Below are 17711 nucleotides of genomic sequence, written 5' to 3' on the forward strand. Positions count from 1 at the left end.
GGGCATCGGAGGCGCTGACGCGCGGCTCGCGCGGCAGCTCGAGAGGTGGCTCGTGCTCGCTGGCGGAGTCGTCGCGCGCGACAGGTCGCTCAGGCATGCATCGGCCCAGGGCTATGGATCATGCAGTCATGCTCGGCGGACGAGTGACCGCTCGCTATCCAGCGGATACGTCAATTTTCACGAGGCGTCGCCGAGTGTTTCCTCTTCGGCGAACACTCCGGCCTCCACCGCCTTGACCGCGAGCGCGGTCCGGGAGGTCACCTTCAGCTTGCGCATCGCCGCACGTAGCTGTTGATCCACCGTGGCCGGCGACTTGGCCAGGATCCGGCTTATCTCCCGGTTCGTCTTGCCGGCGACAACCAGTTGGACCACGTCGAGCTCGCGAGGTGAGAGCTGGTCGCCGTACCCCCGTCGGCCGCCACGCCACAGTCGCGGGACCTCGGCGCCGTGTCCGCGAAGCCGCTGTGCGACACGGTCCGCATCGCCGCGGGCTCCGAGCCTGAACAGTTGCTCGTACTGTGCGGCCAGCAGCTCCCGGCCCGGTTCGATCTGGCCGTGCGCGATGAGCGCCTCGGCCTGACGCTCGCGGGCGAGCATGGCGTCGTACGGGCGCGGCAACGCGCTCCAGGCGCGCGCCGCACGATCGTGTGCCGTCGCCGCGCGGGCGTGGTCTCCGGCTGCGGCGAGCAGCAGGGCGCGGCACACGGTGAGCGCGGCGCGAGGCGCAGGCGCCGTCCGGCCACGCAGTCCTCTGGCGAACTGGTCGCCCAGGCGTGTCGCGGCCTTCAGGTCGCCCGCGGCGAGGTGCGCCTCGACCCGGGCGGGGACGAGGTCCGTCGCCCAGACCCAGATGCCTTTTCTCCGGACGGTGTCCATCGGCTCGTTCGTGACCTGCAGCGCCCGGGCGCTGTTTCCGTCCGTCAGCCACAGCCTGGCCAGCGCGGCGGCGGCCTCCATCGTGTCGTCGGCTGCGCCGAGACGGGCGGACTCCTCGAGGACGAGCCGGAACTGCTCCTCCGCGGCGCGCCGCCGTCCGGCTGCGGCTGCCAGCCGGGCCGCGAGGCGGATGCTGCCGAGGTAGTGCGCCGGCCGGTCCCGGTCGGCGTCGGCGAGTGCCGCACTTCGCTCCGCGAGGCCCTCCCACCGGCCGGTGAGCCACGCCAGGTTGGCCTGTTCGAGTCGGACGTTGTGCTGCAACCGGGACGCCTGCTCGGCCTCGGCAAGGCGCATGGCCACGGCGAGGTGCTTCTCCGCGTCGGCGTACCGGCCCCAGATCAGTGCACCGGTTCCGACATTCGCGTGGATGCGGGCCACGTCGAGACGCTCCGCCGAGCTCGCGCCGTCGGTGGGCAGGCCGGCGACGACGTCCCAGGCCTCCTCTTCGCCGAGCATGAGCAACGCCGCGGCTCGGTTGCCGGCCAGGTTCAGCCGCTCCGCGGGGGAGTCGAATTCGGCGGCGAGCTCGGCGGCGCGATCCAGCCAGCGCCGGTGGGTCGACGCGGGCCACGGCCCCGCATAGGCCCACCCCAGATAGGTCATCGCCCGAGCCGCCTCGACCGGGTCGTGGTCGAGGTTGGCCACCGCCTGCTCCAGCTCGCCGAGGGCGGCCTGCGCCTCACCCCCGGTGATCAGGAGCCGGCCCAGGGGGTTGCGGATCTCGGCCTGCTGGCGGGCGGACAGACCGGGGGTCTCCAGCACCGAGCGCAGGGTACGGATCACGCGGTGGTAGACCTCGTCGACCGGTTCACGCCGGCCCAGTGCGGCCACTCCGGCGATGCGCGCGACCCGTGCCCGATCCGCCGGCGGCAGCACCGCCCACGACAACAGATCGACAAGCACGTCGACCGCCTTGGTGTGGTCACCCGAGGCCATGGCCAGCTCGGCAACCTGCTCGGCGTACCGCGCCCAGGACCGCGTCTCGCCCGCCTCACGGAAGTGGTGGGCGAGGCGTGCCACAGGCGGCGGATGGATGTCCTCCAAGGCGCGGCCGGCCAGCAGGTGGAAGTGTCTGCGGTCGGTCAACGGGATCGCTTCGTAGACAGCCGTGGCGGCCAGCACGTGCCGGAACCGCCACCGGCCGTGGTCGTCCGCGTCCAGGACACCGGCACCGGCCGCCTCGGCGACAGCGCCTCGACACGCATCTGGTGACAGACCGGCGGTCATCGCGATCGTGGCCACCGATGACCGCTCAGCCAACGTGGCCGCGGCTCGCAGCACCTGCTGGGCCGTCGGCGACAGACGGCCCACCCGCTCCCGGGTGGAGTCGCGCACCGTTGGCGGCACCTGTAGCTCGCGCAGCTTCAGCCGGACCCACTGCCCGTCGCGGAAGACGAGGTCGGCGCGGTCGCACATGAGGCGAACCGACTCCTCCAGCGCCAGCGGAACGCCGCCGGTCCGCTGGTGCATGAACGTCGCGAACTCCTGCGACACCGGGTTGCCGTGCAGCATCGAGGAGACCAGCGCTGCCGTGTCGTCGGGTCGCATCGGCGCCAGGGCGATCCTCAGCTGGGTCACGCCGGCGGGCAACCGGGACGTCAGCCGCAGCAACAGCGACCCGTCGTCCACCTCCTCCGGCCGATAGGAGATCACCAGGCTCGGCCCGTCCGACTGCTGTCGGGAGGTGACGAACAGCAGGAACTCCAAGGTCACCTCGTCGGCCCAGTGCGCGTCCTCCAGCACGAGAACGTCGACACGCAGAGCCCGCAGCAGCTCGTCCAGGGCGCGGAACAGGCGATGCCGTGCCGCCTTCGCATCGTCCAGGGGCGGCAGTGCGGGCGGCAGGTCCGAGGACCATTCCGGGAACAGGGGCCGTAACGCACCCGCAAGCTCGGTGAGCCGCAGTCGCGACACCGGGCGGTCGATCCCACGGAACGCGTCGACGATCGGCCCCAACGTCAGCGACTCGCGAAGCGGTGGGCACACCGAGACCAAGGCGGTGCGCTGGTCCGGCGCGGCCCACCACTCCCGCAGCAGTCGGCTCTTCCCGATCCCCGCCTCGCCCTCCACCAGCACGATCGCCGGTGGCCGGGCCAGGGCGCCGCGAAGCGCCGTCATCTCCCGATCACGACCCACGAAATGCGGCGTGGAGACCATCGGTGACGTCCGGTCGTCCTCGGGCGAGGGGTCGAGCATGCGTGATGATCTCTCTTTTCGCTGCTCGGGCACAAGTACCCTCGCGGCGACTCCCGTTGCGGGATCCTCTGCCGGAGTACCGACAGCTCACTCGTTCCGCGCGGTCTCCGGGCCGGTGATCCGGCGCAGCAGCGGCAGCGTCGAGGCGACGATCCCCAGCGACACCGCCAGCCCACCGGCGACCAGGAGGTAGAACGACGGCTCCGGCGCCAGCAGCGTGTAGCCGAGCTGCGCCCGCAGGAACAGGTGCGCCGCCAGGAAACCCATCCCGATGGCCACCACCGCGACGGCCAGCAGCGGCACGACCGTCTCCAGCGCCACCACCCGCCGCAGCGTACGCAGTTGCACCCCGGTGAGCCGCAGCATGCTGAACGGCCGTTTCCGGTCGCTCAGCCCGCCGGCCACGCTCACCGCCAGGCTGCACCCGGCGATCGGCAGGCTGGCCAGCATGACCACGTTGGCCAGCTGCTGGAACTGGCGCAGCAGCCGCGCGGAGTCCGCCTCCCACTCGGCGGTGCTGTTCGGGAACCCCCCCGTGGGGAACGCGTTGATCAGCATGGTCCGGGCCTGCTCGAACGCGGCGCGGCTGGTGGTGTCGACGACCACCGACCGGATCGGTTGCCGGTCGACCTGCGCCGGGTCCATGTCGGCGGCGGGCCAGACATAGCTGTCGTTGGTCAGGTCCCACGCGCGCTCGCCGATGAGGTCGTCGGCCACGGCCGCGACCCGCGCGCCGGCGGGGCAGGTGCCGAACACCGCCAGCCGGTCCAGCTCGGCGCAGGTGACGACACCCGGCCACCACCACCGGTCGGGGGTGGAGTCCGTCGGCGCCCCGCGAACCTCGATCGGGGGTGGTTGGTCGACCGGATTGGCGCGGACCAGGGTCACGCTGCGCACTCCCGGGATCGTCGCGAGCCCGGCCGGGATCTGGTCCGTGGTCGGCGCGGGACCCTCCTCGGGCGGGAACCACTTCGACAGGGACGTGGCGGCCACCGAGTCGGTGCGCGGCTCGCCGCGATTGGCGACGTAGCTGGTGATGATGCCGGTGGCGACGCTGGTCACGAAGAGCGCCACGATCAGGCCGCTGACCGACCGGAAGGCCGCCCTGGGATTGTCCGCGAGGCGTCGCCCGGCGATAAGGGTGGCCGGCCGGCCGGCCCGCCCGGCCAGCAGGCGGGCGCCGACCATGGTCAGCCACGGCCCGGCCAGCAGCAGCCCGGCCAGGATCAGGAGAAACCCCGAGAGGTACGCGGTGAGCTGGCCGTTGGTCGTGGGCGGACGCCGGCCGACGAAGTACGCCAGCTCGACGAGCCCGGCGACCAGCGGAATCAGCCGCCAGGCGCGCGGCGGTTTCGGGGTGACCCGCCGCGCGACGCCCAGCGGGGAGATCTGCACCCGGCGCAGCGCCAGCCAGGAGGCCACGACTGCGCCGAGCGGGATACCGACCGCGACCGCCAGGACGTCGGCGATGGTGAGGGACAGGTCGGCGGCGAAGAAGCGCTCGCCGGTGAACGGGATCGCGGCGACCCCCGGGCGGAGCGCGAGGAACAGGCCGAACCCCACGACCGTGCCCACCGCGGCCGCGAGCACGGATTCCACGGCGGAGATGACGGAGATCTGCCGTGGCGTGGCGCCGACCAGCCGCATCGCGGCGAAGCGCTGCTCCCGGCGGGTCGCGGCCAGCCGGGTGGCGGTGCCGATGAAGATGAGCACCGGGAACAGCAGCGCGACCGCGACGATGGACAGCACGAGGGCCATGCCGTCGTGGTTGATGCCGACGTAGCAGCCTCTGGCGCAGCCGCTCGGCGAGGTGGCCATGATCTGGGTGACCTTGCGCGCCCCCAGGGGCTCCAGGTCGGCCGGGGCGCGGCCGACGACGATCAGCAGCGAGTCGGGGGACGGCAGCGCCACCTGCCCGATGGTGCCGACCTGCCGACCGGGGAACCGGTCGCCGAGCTGCGCGGCCGGGATGATGCTCAGCAGCTCGCCGAGCGCGGGCGACACGTAGTACTCGCCCGGCCCGGGCAGCCGCGGAATGCCCGGCGGGACGGGAGCGTCCGGGCCGGTCGCCGCGACCTCGACCCGGCCGATCGACTCGCCCTGGTAGTAGTCCTCCCGGATCAACCACCACAGCGGGTCGACCGACGGGTCGGCGGCGGCCGGCGCGACGGCGGTGTTCAACCAGGCGTACCGCTGGTTCTGCGCGTTGACCGCGTTCATGCCGGCGAGCGTGGTCAGGAGCATGCCCACGCCGAGTGCCACCGCGGTGGCGATGATGACGAGCCGGACGGCGGCCTCCCGGCCGCCGGCCAGCGACAGCCGTGCCGCGAACCGGATCATGCGGACACCAGCGCGTTCACCTTGCCGTCGCGCACGATGACCTGCCGGTCGGCGTACGCGGCGACGCGGGCCTCGTGGGTGACGAGCACGACCGTGGTGCCCTCCTCGCGGGCCGAGGAGACCAGCAGGTCCATCACCTGCTCGCCGGTCAGCGAGTCGAGCGCCCCGGTCGGCTCGTCGGCGAAGAGCGCGCCGGGACGGGCCACCAGGCCGCGGGCCAGCGCGACCCGCTGCGCCTGCCCGCCGGAGAGTTCACCGGAGCGGCGCCGCTCCAGGCCGCCCAGGCCGAGCCGCTCGAACCAGGGCCGCGCCTCGGCGAGCGCGGCGGCCCGCTTGACGCCGCGGAGCAGCAGCGGCAGCGCGACGTTCTCCTCCGCGGTCAGCTCCGGCACGAGCTGGCCGAACTGGAACACGAACCCGAACTCGTCGCGGCGCAGGACGCTGCGCCGGGTCTCGCTGAGGGTGTCGATCCGGCGGCCGTCGAAGTGGATCTCGCCGCTGTCGGGCACCAGGATCCCGGCCAGGCAGTGCAGCAGGGTGGTCTTGCCGGAGCCGCTCGGGCCCATGATGGCGACGATCTCGCCGGGCGCCACCGCGACGCTGGCGCCGCGCAGCGCCGGGGTCTCGCCGAAGGACAGCGCGACGTCGCGCGCCTCGATGGCCTTCACTTCCGCACCGCCTTCGCGAGGGCGTCCAGCCGGGCGACCGTGGTGTCGATCCAGTGCAGGTCGGCTTCCAGGTGGAACAGGCCGTGGTCGGCGAGCATGGCGTCGACCAGGGTGCCGGAGCGCTTGATGTCGGTGAGTTCCTTCATCCGCACCAGGTGGGCGGCGCGCTGGCGGTCGAGGTAGTCCTCCGCGGGGCGGCCGAGCATGAGCGCCAGCACCACCTTGGTGAACAGGACCGTCTGCAGGTTGGGCTCGGCCGGGACCGGCTCGGTCAGCCACGACTCGACCTCCGTGGCGCCACGCTCGGTGATGACGTAGCGCTTGCGCTCGGGGCCCACGCCCGGCTCGACCTCGCCGATCACGATCTTGCCGTCCCGGGCGAGCCGGCTCAGGGTCGCGTAGACCTGGCCGAACGGCAGCGGCTTCCCGCGGCTGAAGAAGGTGTCGTAGTCGCGCTTGAGGTCGTAGCCGTGGCTGGGCTCCCGTTCGAGCAGGCCAAGGAGGGTCAAGGGAACGCTCATGCCGAGACTATAACCCGAGGGTATACCTCGCGTATATATCTCGCGCGTATGTCAGCGCGCGGCCCCGCTGCCGGCGCCGGCCGCCGCGGCCGACTGACCGGCGGCCGCCGGCAGGGTCAGTGCGAAGTGGACGGTACGGCCGGTCCGGGCCCGTCCCAGCCGGTGTGTCAGCGGCACCAGCACCCCGTGCAGCAGCGGCTGCTTCCGGGCCAGCGCCCGGCTGGCCGCCCGGTACTCCGCCCCGCTCAACCGCCGCGCCACCGCCTCCACCGCAGCCCCGGTCGGCTTGCCCAGGGCCGTCGACGGGGCCAGCGTCACGTGCGGGTTGTTCCGGATCCGCCGGGTCTTCCACGCCTTCTCGAAGCTGCGCACATACGCCCGGTCCCCCGCCACGGCCACGCTCACGGGCGTCGGCACGGCGGTCCCGTCCCGCTTGAACGTCGTCAGCACCACGGTCTTCTGCCGCACCAGCGGCGCCCACCCGGGCGCGGGGGCCGGATCGACGTAGCCGACCACCCAGCCGAGCTGCCGCAGCCGGGCCACCAGCGCGGCCAGGGCCAGCACGGCTCCCAGCAGGACCAGCCAGGTCTGGCCCGCGCTGCCGCCCAGGTCGGCGTCGACCACGTGCGACACGGTGTGTGCCGCAGCGCCGACGACGTAGCCGGCCAGGGCGACCGCCACGGCGTCGGCCCAGATGAGCGCCAGCAGCAGGGTCGCCCCGATGCCGAGCTGGAACGCCCCGACGTCGTGCACGAAGTGCTCGTGCGGCGGGAACCCCACCGCCGAGCTGAACGAGTCCGCCCGGGCCAGCGCCCACACCCCGACAACCAGCGACGCCGCGCCGAGCAGCGCCGCCGTACCGCGTACCAGTGCTCTCATGCTCGTGGGACGGCGCGGCGCCCGGCGGTGTGACCGCCGGGCGCCGGGAGATCGCCGTCAGCCCTCGTGCGGGCCCTCACTCACCCGCCGCACGTCCACCTCGACGTCGATGCCGTGCTCGGTGAAGACGTCGACGAAGCGCTTCCCCCACTCGACCGCCTCCTCCTTCGACCGGACCTCGATCAGCCCGAACCCGGCGATCAGCTCCTTGGTCTCGGTGAACGGCCCGTCCGTGACGGTCTTCTTCCCCTTGGTCGCGGTGATCCGCGCCGACTCCTCGCTGCTCTTGCAGAGCCCCTCGGCGGCCAGCAGGATTCCCGCCCTGGAGACCTCCTCCATGTAGGCGCCCATCGTCTTCATGAACTCCGGGGTGGGCTCGAAGTTGCCGGGGACGGCCTCGTCCAGCTTGTGCATCAGCATGTAGCGCATCTCAGTGCTTCCTCTCGGTGATCGTGTGCAGGGAAATCGCGGTGAGCCAGCCGAAGACCAGGGCCGAGCCGAGCGCCATCCGGACGCTGATGCTGTCCTGGTCGGGCCAGGCCATGACGACGACCGTCGCCAGGGCGACGAGGACCGACGACAGCGCCCCCACCCGCCCGAAGCGGCGGGCGAAGACCAGGCAGGCGACGGTGAGCGAGCCGAAGGAGAGCATCGCCCCGACGCCGTGCCCGTAGGAGTGCCAGCTCATCGTCTCGGGGTTGCCCTCCGGCGCGCCGGCCGGCCAGCCCATGCTCGGGTCGGCGCGGAGCACCCCGGCGACGATCAGCCCGACGCCGAGCACCGCCACCAGCGCCGGCCCCCACGTCCCGGCCGGTCCGCCGCGCAACGCCCGCCGGAAGCCGACCGCCCCGGCGAGGGCCAGCAGCCCCGAGACGACGAAGTTGGCGATCTGGATCCAGCCGTGCTCGCCGAGGGCGAGCAGGCTGAGCGGCTGCCGGCTCAGGTCGAAGCCGTCCCGGGTGAACGCCTGGGCAAGCCCCAGCCCGAGGAACAGCGGCCCGGCGGCGGCGCCCGCGGCGAGCAGGGTGGTGGTCGAGACACCCCGTGTCGTCCCGGCCTGGGTGAGCGTCGTACTGGTCATCTCGATCTCCTCGTCATCGGTTCTCGCTGACGCGTCGATCGGGGCGACCCGGATCCGACATGAGTTTTCAAGATTTTTTTACGAGCCGCAGGCGGCGGCCCGGTCCAGCAGCAGCGCCCGCTCCCGGGCGTTGCCGGTGAGCGCCGCCGCCCGCTCGAACTCGGCCCGCGCCTCCGCGTGCCGGCCCAGCTTGACCAGCAGGTCACCGACCACGCTGGGCAGCAGGTGGTAGCCGGCCAGCGCCGGCTCGGACTCCAGCTCCCGGGCGATCTCCAGGCCGGCGGCGGGCCCGTCGGCCTGGGCGACGGCGACGGCCCGGTTCAGCTCCACCACGGGCGAGGGCACGAGCCGGGCCAGCTCCGCGTAGAGGGTTGCGATCCGCGCCCAGTCGGTCTCCTCCGGGGTACGCGCCCGCGCGTGACAGGCCGCGATCTCGGCCTGGAGGGTGTACGGGCCGGGGTGGTCGGTGCGGGCCTTGTCGAGGGCGGCGAGGCCGCGCCGGATGAGCAGCTGGTCCCAGCGGCCGCGGTCCTGGTCGTTGAGGAGGATCGGGGTGCCGTCGGGGGCGGTGCGGGCGCGGGTGCGGGACGCCTGGATCTCCAGCAGCGCGGCGAGGCCGTGCACGTCGGGCTCGTCGGGCATGAGCCCCTGGAGCAGCCGGGCCAGGCGGAGCGCCTCCTGGGCGAGAGCGGGGCGCATCCAGTCGTCGCCGGCGGTGGCCGAGTAGCCCTCGTTGAAGATGAGGTAGACAACCTCCAGCACCGAGTCGAGGCGTTCGGCGCGCTCGACCGGGCCGGGCACCTCGAACGGGATCCGGGCGGCGGCCAGGGTCTGCTTGGCCCGGGTGATGCGCTGCCCGACGGTGGGTTCGGTGGTGAGGAAGGCGCGGGCGATCTCGCCGGTGGTGAGACCGCCGATCAGTCGCAGGGTGAGCGCGGCGCGGGCGATCGGCGACAGGATCGGGTGGCAGGCCACGAAGATCAGCCGCAGCAGGTCGTCCTCGATGTGCTCGTCCAGCGCCGCGTCGAAGTCGGGGGTGACCTGCTCGTCGAGGTCCCGGCCGAGCTCGGCGAGCGTACGCTGCTGGGTCTGCCTGCGGCGCAGCATGTCGACGGCGCGGCGCTTGCCGACGGTCGTGAGCCACGCCCCCGGGTTGGCCGGCACGCCGTCGCGCGGCCACTGCTCCAGCGCGGCGACCAGCGCGTCCTGGGCGAGTTCCTCGGCCTGCCCGACGTCGTGAACCAGCGCCGCGATGGCGGCGACCACCCGGCCGGCCTCGATCCGCCACACCGCCTCGACGGTGCGCCGCGCGTCGGACTCCCCCACAGACAACATCTCAGCAGGCCGGCCCCGCGTTTCGCCAGCATCTGGGGGGTCAGGCACCGCGCGGGGCGGGGAAGTGTCGCAGCCGGCTCGTAGCCTGGCGCGGTCATCGACGATCGCAGGGAGACGACGTGCTCGACCACTTCTCCGTCATGGTGCGCGACCTGCCGGCCAGCGCCGCCTTCTACGACGCGGTGCTCGCCCCGCTGGGCGGCCGGCGGATCATGGAGCCCGGCCCGATCGGCTACGGCGTCGACAGCCCCGACTTCTGGCTGGTGCCCGCCCCCGCCGGCGCCGGCGCGCCGCTGGAGGCGCACATCGCCTTCACGGCCCCGGACCGGGCCGCCGTGCAGGCGTTCCACGACGCCGCGGTGGCGGCCGGCGCGGAGGTGCTGCACGCGCCGCGGGTGTGGCCGGAATACCACCCGACCTACTTCGGCGCGTTCGTTCGGGACCCGGACGGCAACAACGTCGAGGCGGTCTGCCACCGGCCGGAGTGAGGCGCCCGGGCTCGGCGGCGGGTGGCGGCGATCAACACGTCGATCAGCCGGGCCAGGTCCGCGGCACCGTCCGGGTCGTCGGCGCGGCGCGCGACCAGCAGGGCGGGGGCCACCTGGTCCAGCAGCACGCCGTCGCGGCGCAGCACCGTGTCAAGGACCAGCATGGCGGCGCGGCCGTTGCCGTCGGGGAACGGGTGGAAGAACGCCACGTCGAGGTAGGCGCGGGCGGCCCGGGCGGCGAGGGGCGGCCCCGGGTCGGTGGCCTGGGCGAGGCAGCGCCCGAACTCCGCCGGCGTGTCGGCGGTCAGGCCGTACCGCTCCCGACCGCCCTTGGCATGGGCGGGTCCGCGCCGGAACCCGACCTCGGGCACGCCGAGCACGGTGGCCTGCCAGTCGGCGAGCAACGCGTACGACACGGGTTGGTCGGTGGTGGCGCGGGCCCGGCGCACGGCGGCCAGGAGCCGGGCGGCCCGGGCCGGGTCGCGGGCGGTGACCGGGCCACGGACGAAGTCCACGAGGCCGTCGCGGCAGCCGGTGACCGGGCCGTCGACCGGCCGGGCGGCGGCCGACCAGTCGACCTGGTCGCGGACCCGGCGCCAGGTCAGCAGGTCATCGCGCATCGTCGGTGACGTCCGCGGCGAGGCGTTCGGCGACCTCGCCGATGACCAGGTTGGACGGGGTGACCCAGCTGGCGAAGCGGCCGCCGATCGCGGCGTCGATCAGCCGCTCGTGCCGGGCGGCGGGCACGCCGGCGGCGGTGAGGAACCAGCCGAGCACCTGCCGGCAGTGGTGCTCCCAGCCGCTCTCCGCGCCGGTGCGGTCCACCACGACGGTCACCAGGTTGGCGACGGCCCGCTCCCAGGCGTCCAGCACGGTGTCCCCCGGCTGCGCAGGGTCGGTGACCAGGGGCAGGAAGCGGCCGAAGCGTTCGGTGAGGTCCTCCAGGTAGGCCCGCCATTCCCGCAGCGCGTCGGCGACCACGGTCAGGGTCGCCTCCGGCGTGGTGATCGAGTGGCGGGGGCAGCACCAGGCGCCGACGGGGCCGCCGCCGATGTCGCCCTCGCCGACGTTGTACCGCCAGCCGGTGGCCCATCGGCCGTACCGGTGCAGGATCGCGAAGCTCATGGCGTCGGCCCATTCGTCGCCGGCCTCGTAGCGCAGCGCCGTCCGTTCGGCGGGGGCCGGCACGGCGTCGGCCGGGGGGAGGGAGCGGATGACGTCCGGCGCCGTGGCCGGGTCGAACGGGTGCCGCTCGGGGTCGACCTCGACCCAGGTCAGCGACCACGGGAGGATCGGCTTCCGGGCTTCGAACTCGGCCGTCAGCCTGGCGTGCTCATCCGGGTCGAGGGTGCTGGTCATTCGTCTCCCGTGGATCGGGGCAGCGGACCGTAGGCCATCAGAGCACTCGGATCGCCCGTGCTCAAGGCGTTTTGGGCGACGACACGTCGGTTCCCTCCGGTGCCTGCTGGCGTTCCACTCCCGAGCGCATCGCAGGGCACGATGGGCAGGTGGACATCGAGCCGGTGGACTGCGCGCCCGTCCGGGGGTTCCGGCGTGCGTGGCTGCGGCAACGCTGGCAGGACCTCACCTTCCTGCACTGGGCGGTCGAGCCGGAGCTGGTCGCGCCGCTCCTGCCCGCCGGCACCCGGCCGGACACCCTCGGCGGGCTCAGCTACGTCGGGCTGATCGGCTTCCGGATGGTCGGGCTGGGCCTCGGCCGGGGACCGGGCGTGCCGTACTTCGGCACCTTCTGGGAGACCAACGTCCGGCTCTACTCGGTCGACGGCAACGGGCGGCGGGCGGTGGTGTTCCGTTCGCTGGACGCCTCCCGGCTGGTGCCGGTGCTGGTCGCGCAGCTGAGCCTGCGGCTGCCGTACAAGTGGTCGGCGATGCGGCTGGACCGGGACGGGGACCTACTCACCTACCGCTGCCGGCGCCGCTGGCCCGGCCCGGCCGGGGCGTCGAGCCGGATGGCGGTCCGGGTCGGTGAGCCGATCGCCGACCCGACGCCGCTGGAGCACTTCCTCACCGCCCGCTGGGGCCTGCACACCCGGGCGTACGGGCGCAGCCTGCACCTGCCGAACTGGCACCCGCAGTGGCCGTTGCACCGGGCCGAGCTGCTGCACCTCGACGACGACCTGGTCGCCGCCGCCGGGTTGCCGCCGCCGGCCGGGCCGCCGGTGAGCGTGCTCTACTCGCCCGGCATCCCGGTCGTGTTCGGCGCGCCGGCGCCCCTGCCGTGAGGTGTCAGCGCAGCGGATCGTGGGTGCCGCGCGGGACATCGGGCCGGCAGCGGCGGACCCGGTCGGCGGCCAGCCGCCCGCCCACCGCGAGGCCGTACTTCTCCACGGCCGCCAGGCCGTACGCACTGCAGGTGGGGTTGTAGCGGCACTGGGCGGGCCAGCGGTGCGACAGCCAGCGGCGGTACCCGAGGATGGCGGCACGGCCGGCGCGGTCCAGGGCGGGCCGGCGCACCACGCCCGCCGTCACCGAGCCGAGCGTCAGCAGCAGCGAGAAGAGGCCGAGGTCGCAGCAGCCCGGGCCGCCACAGTCGGGGAGGTCGCAGTTGCACCAGTCCCGGTGCTTCTTCTTGTGGCGCCGCTTTCGCATGATCACGACGCCATGGTGCGACACCCGCGCCAACGGTTCGGACCTCAGCGGCGGGCCAGCGCCAGCACACTCAGACCGAACATCAGGACACCCAGGGGGAGATGGACCGACGGGACGTGGGCGATGCCCAGCACGACCTGGACCGAGGCGAGTACGAGGAATCCCGACGCGTACCAGACCGGCCGGGGCGAGCCGCCGCCCGGCTTCCACGCCAGCACTGCCGCCAGTACGTACAGCATCGACGCCCCGTACATGACCCGGGCGCCGACACTGTGCAGCGTCTCTCCGTAGGACGAGGTCAGCAGCAGTCCGGCGGAGACCGCCTGAACGAAGATGGTCAGGGTCTGCAGGGCGATCGCGATCTGCAGGAACGAGGAGCCGCGTGGTGCGTTCGCCGTCACCTGGGTGGCCATGTCACTCCCCTTTTTCCGCCCTCGGGCGGTAGGTCGATAGGGTCTCACCAGCCCGACGACGCGGGGCTGCGAAAGGTAAGGCGAGGGGGCGGCCGAAGCGTGGGAACTGTCGCGACCAGCGCAGACGAGGTGATCGACGAGCGACGCCAGCTGATCAATGTCGCTTACCGGTTGCTCGGTTCGGTGACCGAGGCCGAGGACGCCGTACAGGATGCCTACGCACGCTGGTACGGGCTGCCGCGAAGCCGGCAGGAGGAGATCCGGTCCCCCGGCGCCTGGCTGTCGACGGTGACCAGCCGCATCTGTCTGGACCGGCTCGGCTCGGCGCGGGCCCGCCGTGAACGCTACGTCGGCGCGTGGCTGCCCGAGCCGCTGCCCGACCGCACCGAGTGGGACCACGCGGGTGGCGCCGACGCCACCGGCCGCGCCGACCCCGCCGACCAGATCGTTCTGGACGAGTCGGTGTCCATGGCCTTCCTCGTCGTTCTGGAGTCGATGACGCCCGCCGAGCGCGTGGCGTTCGTCCTGCACGAGGTCTTCCGGTACCCGTTCGCCGAGATCGCCGACGTTCTGGAGCGGACCCCTGCGGCCTGCAAGCAGCTGGCGTCCTCCGCCCGGCGGCGGGTGACCGTCGCGCGCGCTCCGGTGACGGCGACCGGGCAGGCCGACGTGGTGAGGCGCGTCAAAGAGGCATGGGAGACCAAGGACATCGCCGCTCTCGTCGGTCTGCTCAACCCGGCCGCCGTGATGACCGCCGACGGCGGCGGCCTGGTCGGCACCGTCCCGCGCCCGGTCGAGGGCAGCGTGCGCATCGCCCAGTACATGGTTGCCATCGCCGACAGGGCTCCTGGGCTCGAACTCCTGGTGCGGTCGGTGAACGGTGTGCCGGGCCTGGTGGCCCAGCGTGCCGGCGTCGTCGTGACCGTGGCCTCGTTCGACGTCGTCGACGGGCGCGTCACCCGGATCTGGGCGGTCCGCAACCCCGAGAAGCTGCGGCCCTGGGCGCAGGAGGGCTAGCCGGCCCTCAGCTCTGCAGGTGCGCGCGCCGGAACAGCCCAACCGATCGGATCGGGTTCGGTGGGGTCGGGTGGGGCGGATCCTGGGTGCCTAGCGTCGAGGGCGTCAACAGGAAGGAGCACCGGGTGCTGGAGCGGCTCAACCAGGCCATGGACCATCTCGAACGCCACCTCGACGAACCGCTCGACGTGGCCGGGCTGGCCCGGATCGCCTGCACGTCGGAGCACCACTTCCGGCGGCTCTTCTCGGTCCTGGCCGGGATGCCGCTGTCGGAGTACGTGCGCCGGCGCCGGCTCACCGTGGCCGGGGCCGAGGTGCTCGCCGGCGAGGCGTCGCTGCTCGACGTGGCGGTCCGTTGGGGGTACGGCTCGAACGAGGCGTTCGCCCGGGCGTTCCGCGCCGTGCACGGGGTCGGCCCGGCCGAGGCCCGGCGCACCGGCGCGGTGCTGCGGTCGCAGCCCCGGATGTCCTTCCGGCTCGTCGTCGAAGGGAGCACCAGCATGGACTACCGGATCGTGACCAAGGACGCCTTCCAGCTCGCCGGGGTGAAGGCCCGGGTGCCGCTGGTCCACGAGGGGATGAACCCGCACATCGTGGCGTTCATCAAGGGTCTGGACCCGGAGACGGTACGCCGGATCGAGGCGCTCTCCGACCAGGAGCCGGGCGGCGTCGTCAACGTCAGCGACGACCTGGCCGGCTCCCGGGCCGAGGGCACCGAGCTGGACTACTGGCACGCGGTGGTGACCGGCGCGGACGTGCCGGCGGACCTCGACCGGCTGCCGGTGGCGGCCGGCTCGTGGGCGGTGTTCACGGTGTCGGGCGAGTTCCCGCAGGCGGTGCAGTACCTGTGGCGGGACGTGTTCACCCAGTGGTTCCCGTCCAACCCCTACGAGAGCCGCCCGGGCCCGGAGATCTCCAAGGTGCGGGTGTCGGCGGACGGCAGGACCGCGGACGCCGAGCTGTGGATCCCGGTGCGGCGCGCCTGAGTCAGGCGGACGCGGCGGCCCGGTCGAGGCAGGCCGGGACGTCGCCGACGTGGTAGGCGTGTTCGGTCGGCTCGATGCCGGCGAGGAACATCGCGTACACGGCGGCCATCCGCAGGTGGGCGACGGGGGCGAGCAGCTTCACGGCCCGCTCCGGGTCGCTGCCCGGCACGTCGGCCCGCCAGCGGGCGGCCCAGGCGTCGAGCAGCCGGGCTGCCACGGCAGGGTCGAGCGTCTCGGTGAGGCGCAGGATGTCGAACGCGGGGTGGCCGACGAACGCGTCGCCCCAGTCGATGACGACCCGCCGGGCGCCGTCGCCGCGCACGTTGCCCGGATGCAGGTCGCCGTGCACGAGGGTGTCGGGCAGGCCGCAGTCGCGGACCTGGTCGAGCCGGTCGTCGAGGCCGGCGAGCAGGTCGGCGGCCACGGTCCGGTCGTGCGGGGCCAGCCGGTCGCGGATCCAGCCGGCCAGCGCCGGCCCGCGCAGATCGGGTACGCCGGTCGCGACCAGCCCGGCCGCCTCCCCGGCGGCGCGGAGCTGCACGGTGTGGTGCTCGGCGGCGACGGCGGCCCGCTCCGCCTCGTCGGCGCCGTAGCGGTCCTCGCCGGGCACGTGGTCGAGCAGCATCCGGCCGGTGTCGTCGGCGGCGAGCAGGGTGGGGGCGGCCGTGGGCGCCGCGGTGCCGAGCCAGCGCAGCACGGCCGCCTCGTGCCGGAAGAACGGCGGCACCTGCTTGAGCCAGGCGCTGCCGGTCGGGCCGTCGAGCCGCCAGATCGCGGACAGGTTCCAGGTGCGGTGCTGCGCCACGGCGCTCACCGGCCGGCCGAGGCGGCGCAGCTCACCGGTGGCCCAGGCGACGCTGCGGGCCGGGCCGCCGGGTTCGGCGTACGCGGCGCGCAGCGGGTGCGGCGCCAGGTCGACCGGGGCCGGGGTCAGGGGTATTGCGGGTGGCTCGGTGACCTGGCCGAGGTAGGTGACGTGGCCGCCGACCGGCTCGGCACGGTCACCGGCGAGCAGCCGCAGCACGGAGACGTCGACGCCGTACCGGCGGCGGGCCCCGTCGACGATCGAGCCGACCTGCTGCCACCACGGCTCCGGCACGTCGTACGGGGGCAGGGCGCCGAGCGGCCGGCCGGCCGCGTCGAGCAGGACCAGGGTCACGGTGCGGGACACCTGCCGGACGGTAGCCGGGCGTCCCTGAGGGGCGCGAACGGTTAAGTCGGGGGGCCGGTGGGGGGTCAGCCCGGATGTTCCCGGGCCGCCCGGCGACCAGGCTGAGGCGATGACCCTCACCGATATCCGGACGCGTCCCGCGTACCCCTGGTTGCGGCCGGTGGCCGTGACCGCGTCGCTGCTGCTCCTCGGCTACGGCCTGCTCCGCCTCATCGACCGTCTCGACGGGCACAGCGACAAGGGCGCCTGGGCGTGGGACACCGGGCACACCCTGTTCCTGTTCGGCATCCTCGGGTTCGCCGCGCTGATCGTCGGCCTGCACGGCGTGCTGCGTACCCGCTCGACCCGGCTGCGGGCGGTGGACGACCTGGCCGCGCTGGCCGGCCTGGTCGGCGCGGCCGCCTTCGTCTGGGTGATCCTCGGCGACCTGTTCCCGCGCTTCGCCGACGCGGTGGAGACGCCGGAGGCGGTGCTGGTCGGCGGGCCGGCGCTGTTCGAGCTGGGGCTGCTGGTGCTGCTGTACCGGGCCGCCGCGGCCCGGCTGCTGCCGGTGTGGGCGCCGGTGCTGGTGCTGGTCGGCTTCGTGGCGATCGCGGTGAACCTGGACCTGCTGCCGGTCGGCGCGGCCCTGGTCCTCGCCGGCCTGCTCCCGCTGCGCCCGACGCCGCGCGCCGGCGGACCGGCCCCGCGGTCGGCCTGACGGCTGGAACGGTCAGGCGGACCGGCCCGGGGTCGGTCTGACCGGCTGGGCGGTCAGGTCCAGAAGGTGCGGCGGTAGCCCTGGTTGCCGTCGCAGGAGTCGCGCTGGCCGCCGGTCAGGCTGACCGTGCCGTCGCGGCACTGCACCAGCCAGCCGCGGCCGGACCAGAAGCCGGGCACGCAGTCCAGGACGTCGCAGACGTCCGCGGCCGGTCTGCGGATCCGTGAACCGCCGCAGAAGTCGTACCCGTAGGGGTTGGCGGGCGCGCCGCAGCGCCGTTCGGCGGCCGGACGCGGCGAGGTGGTCCGGAACGGCGCGGTGGCCGGCGCGGGCCGGGTGCGCTGTGGCCTGGGGCTGGGCTTGACCCCGG

General features: G+C 73.8%; 18 protein-coding genes and 1 pseudogene. 5 read left to right on the top strand and 14 right to left on the bottom strand.

The window, feature by feature from the left end:
* Positions 1–177: 177 nt before the first annotated feature.
* The 8 genes from ACW0Q9_RS09010 to ACW0Q9_RS09045 form a co-directional block, all read right to left on the bottom strand.
* Entirely contained in the window at positions 178–3132 is a 2955-nt protein-coding gene (locus ACW0Q9_RS09010; protein WP_456179616.1) for an ATP-binding protein, read from the bottom strand.
* 87 nt (positions 3133–3219) lie between these two features.
* A complete protein-coding gene (locus tag ACW0Q9_RS09015; protein WP_456179617.1) occupies positions 3220–5472 on the bottom strand; it encodes an FtsX-like permease family protein in 2253 nt (750 codons plus the stop codon).
* The gene (locus ACW0Q9_RS09020; RefSeq protein ID WP_456179618.1) at positions 5469–6140 is read right to left on the bottom strand and encodes an ABC transporter ATP-binding protein; all 672 of its coding nucleotides are present in this window, start codon (positions 6138–6140) and stop codon (positions 5469–5471) included. Before ACW0Q9_RS09020 ends, ACW0Q9_RS09015 begins: the two co-directional genes overlap by 4 nt.
* Positions 6137–6661 (bottom strand): PadR family transcriptional regulator, encoded by a 525-nt coding sequence (locus ACW0Q9_RS09025; RefSeq protein ID WP_456179619.1) that lies wholly within the window; start codon positions 6659–6661, stop codon positions 6137–6139. Before ACW0Q9_RS09025 ends, ACW0Q9_RS09020 begins: the two co-directional genes overlap by 4 nt.
* Before the next feature lie 51 nt (positions 6662–6712).
* Entirely contained in the window at positions 6713–7540 is an 828-nt protein-coding gene (locus ACW0Q9_RS09030) for a PPOX class F420-dependent oxidoreductase (RefSeq protein ID WP_456179620.1), read from the bottom strand.
* A gap of 57 nt (positions 7541–7597) precedes the next feature.
* The gene (locus ACW0Q9_RS09035; protein ID WP_456179621.1) at positions 7598–7969 is read right to left on the bottom strand and encodes a YciI family protein; all 372 of its coding nucleotides are present in this window, start codon (positions 7967–7969) and stop codon (positions 7598–7600) included.
* A 1-nt stretch (position 7970) separates the two neighbouring features.
* Positions 7971–8621 carry a DUF998 domain-containing protein gene (locus ACW0Q9_RS09040; protein ID WP_456179622.1) on the bottom strand — a complete coding sequence of 217 codons (651 nt, stop codon included), beginning with the start codon at positions 8619–8621 and terminating at the stop codon, positions 7971–7973.
* A gap of 78 nt (positions 8622–8699) precedes the next feature.
* Positions 8700–9947 (bottom strand): RNA polymerase sigma factor, encoded by a 1248-nt coding sequence (locus ACW0Q9_RS09045; protein WP_456179623.1) that lies wholly within the window; start codon positions 9945–9947, stop codon positions 8700–8702.
* Positions 9948–10096: 149 nt separating this feature from the next.
* On the opposite strand from ACW0Q9_RS09045, the gene ACW0Q9_RS09050 reads away from it, so the two are divergent.
* Positions 10097–10444, top strand: a complete 348-nt coding sequence (locus ACW0Q9_RS09050) for a VOC family protein (RefSeq protein ID WP_456179631.1) — start codon at positions 10097–10099, stop codon at positions 10442–10444.
* Here the strand turns inward: ACW0Q9_RS09050 and ACW0Q9_RS09055 are convergent.
* On the bottom strand, positions 10375–11064 hold the full coding sequence (locus ACW0Q9_RS09055) for a Fic family protein (RefSeq protein ID WP_456179624.1): 690 nt from the start codon (positions 11062–11064) through the stop codon (positions 10375–10377). The genes ACW0Q9_RS09050 and ACW0Q9_RS09055 overlap by 70 nt on opposite strands.
* The gene (locus ACW0Q9_RS09060) at positions 11054–11803 is read right to left on the bottom strand and encodes a hypothetical protein (RefSeq protein WP_456179625.1); all 750 of its coding nucleotides are present in this window, start codon (positions 11801–11803) and stop codon (positions 11054–11056) included. The genes ACW0Q9_RS09055 and ACW0Q9_RS09060 overlap by 11 nt, the downstream gene beginning before the upstream one ends.
* A 149-nt stretch (positions 11804–11952) precedes the next feature.
* Here ACW0Q9_RS09060 and ACW0Q9_RS09065 point away from each other — a divergent pair, with 149 nt between their 5' ends.
* On the top strand, positions 11953–12687 hold the full coding sequence (locus ACW0Q9_RS09065) for a YqjF family protein (RefSeq protein ID WP_456179626.1): 735 nt from the start codon (positions 11953–11955) through the stop codon (positions 12685–12687).
* A gap of 4 nt (positions 12688–12691) precedes the next feature.
* On the opposite strand, the gene yidD is transcribed toward ACW0Q9_RS09065, so the two are convergent.
* Both yidD and ACW0Q9_RS09075 read right to left on the bottom strand, forming a co-directional pair.
* On the bottom strand, positions 12692–13054 hold the full coding sequence (gene yidD, locus ACW0Q9_RS09070) for a membrane protein insertion efficiency factor YidD (protein ID WP_456179632.1): 363 nt from the start codon (positions 13052–13054) through the stop codon (positions 12692–12694).
* A gap of 44 nt (positions 13055–13098) precedes the next feature.
* A complete protein-coding gene (locus ACW0Q9_RS09075) occupies positions 13099–13467 on the bottom strand; it encodes a hypothetical protein (protein WP_456179627.1) in 369 nt (122 codons plus the stop codon).
* Between the two features lie 99 nt (positions 13468–13566).
* Between ACW0Q9_RS09075 and sigJ the strand changes: the two genes are divergently transcribed.
* A complete protein-coding gene (gene sigJ / locus ACW0Q9_RS09080) occupies positions 13567–14484 on the top strand; it encodes an RNA polymerase sigma factor SigJ (RefSeq protein WP_456179628.1) in 918 nt (305 codons plus the stop codon).
* Between the two features lie 125 nt (positions 14485–14609).
* Positions 14610–15470, top strand: coding sequence for an AraC family transcriptional regulator (locus ACW0Q9_RS09085; RefSeq protein WP_456179633.1), 861 nt, complete (start codon positions 14610–14612; stop codon positions 15468–15470).
* A gap of 1 nt (position 15471) precedes the next feature.
* Here the strand turns inward: ACW0Q9_RS09085 and ACW0Q9_RS09090 are convergent, their stop codons facing one another.
* Entirely contained in the window at positions 15472–16641 is a 1170-nt protein-coding gene (locus tag ACW0Q9_RS09090; RefSeq protein ID WP_456179629.1) for an aminoglycoside phosphotransferase family protein, read from the bottom strand.
* Between the two features lie 109 nt (positions 16642–16750).
* Here ACW0Q9_RS09090 and ACW0Q9_RS09095 point away from each other — a divergent pair, with 109 nt between their 5' ends.
* Positions 16751–17341 carry a hypothetical protein gene (locus tag ACW0Q9_RS09095; RefSeq protein WP_456179630.1) on the top strand — a complete coding sequence of 197 codons (591 nt, stop codon included), beginning with the start codon at positions 16751–16753 and terminating at the stop codon, positions 17339–17341.
* A gap of 53 nt (positions 17342–17394) precedes the next feature.
* Here the strand turns inward: ACW0Q9_RS09095 and ACW0Q9_RS09100 are convergent.
* Positions 17395–17711 (bottom strand): annotated as a pseudogene (locus ACW0Q9_RS09100) (hypothetical protein); the annotation flags it as partial.

It is taken from the genome of Micromonospora sp. I033 (assembly GCF_053890995.1).

What these genes read in the sequence shown, in the direction of transcription:
- ACW0Q9_RS09060 (WP_456179625.1), bottom strand. Translation starts at nt 11,803, where the DNA reads ATGACCAGCACCCTCGACCCGGATGAGCACGCCAGGCTGACGGCCGAG.
- ACW0Q9_RS09055 (WP_456179624.1), bottom strand. Translation starts at nt 11,064, where the DNA reads ATGCGCGATGACCTGCTGACCTGGCGCCGGGTCCGCGACCAGGTCGAC.
- ACW0Q9_RS09040 (WP_456179622.1), bottom strand. Translation starts at nt 8,621, where the DNA reads ATGACCAGTACGACGCTCACCCAGGCCGGGACGACACGGGGTGTCTCG.
- ACW0Q9_RS09095 (WP_456179630.1), top strand. Translation starts at nt 16,751, where the DNA reads ATGACCCTCACCGATATCCGGACGCGTCCCGCGTACCCCTGGTTGCGG.
- ACW0Q9_RS09015 (WP_456179617.1), bottom strand. Translation starts at nt 5,472, where the DNA reads ATGATCCGGTTCGCGGCACGGCTGTCGCTGGCCGGCGGCCGGGAGGCC.
- ACW0Q9_RS09010 (WP_456179616.1), bottom strand. Translation starts at nt 3,132, where the DNA reads ATGCTCGACCCCTCGCCCGAGGACGACCGGACGTCACCGATGGTCTCC.
- ACW0Q9_RS09050 (WP_456179631.1), top strand. Translation starts at nt 10,097, where the DNA reads ATGGTGCGCGACCTGCCGGCCAGCGCCGCCTTCTACGACGCGGTGCTC.
- ACW0Q9_RS09075 (WP_456179627.1), bottom strand. Translation starts at nt 13,467, where the DNA reads ATGGCCACCCAGGTGACGGCGAACGCACCACGCGGCTCCTCGTTCCTG.
- ACW0Q9_RS09030 (WP_456179620.1), bottom strand. Translation starts at nt 7,540, where the DNA reads ATGAGAGCACTGGTACGCGGTACGGCGGCGCTGCTCGGCGCGGCGTCG.
- yidD (WP_456179632.1), bottom strand. Translation starts at nt 13,054, where the DNA reads ATGCGAAAGCGGCGCCACAAGAAGAAGCACCGGGACTGGTGCAACTGC.
- ACW0Q9_RS09025 (WP_456179619.1), bottom strand. Translation starts at nt 6,661, where the DNA reads ATGAGCGTTCCCTTGACCCTCCTTGGCCTGCTCGAACGGGAGCCCAGC.
- ACW0Q9_RS09035 (WP_456179621.1), bottom strand. Translation starts at nt 7,969, where the DNA reads ATGCGCTACATGCTGATGCACAAGCTGGACGAGGCCGTCCCCGGCAAC.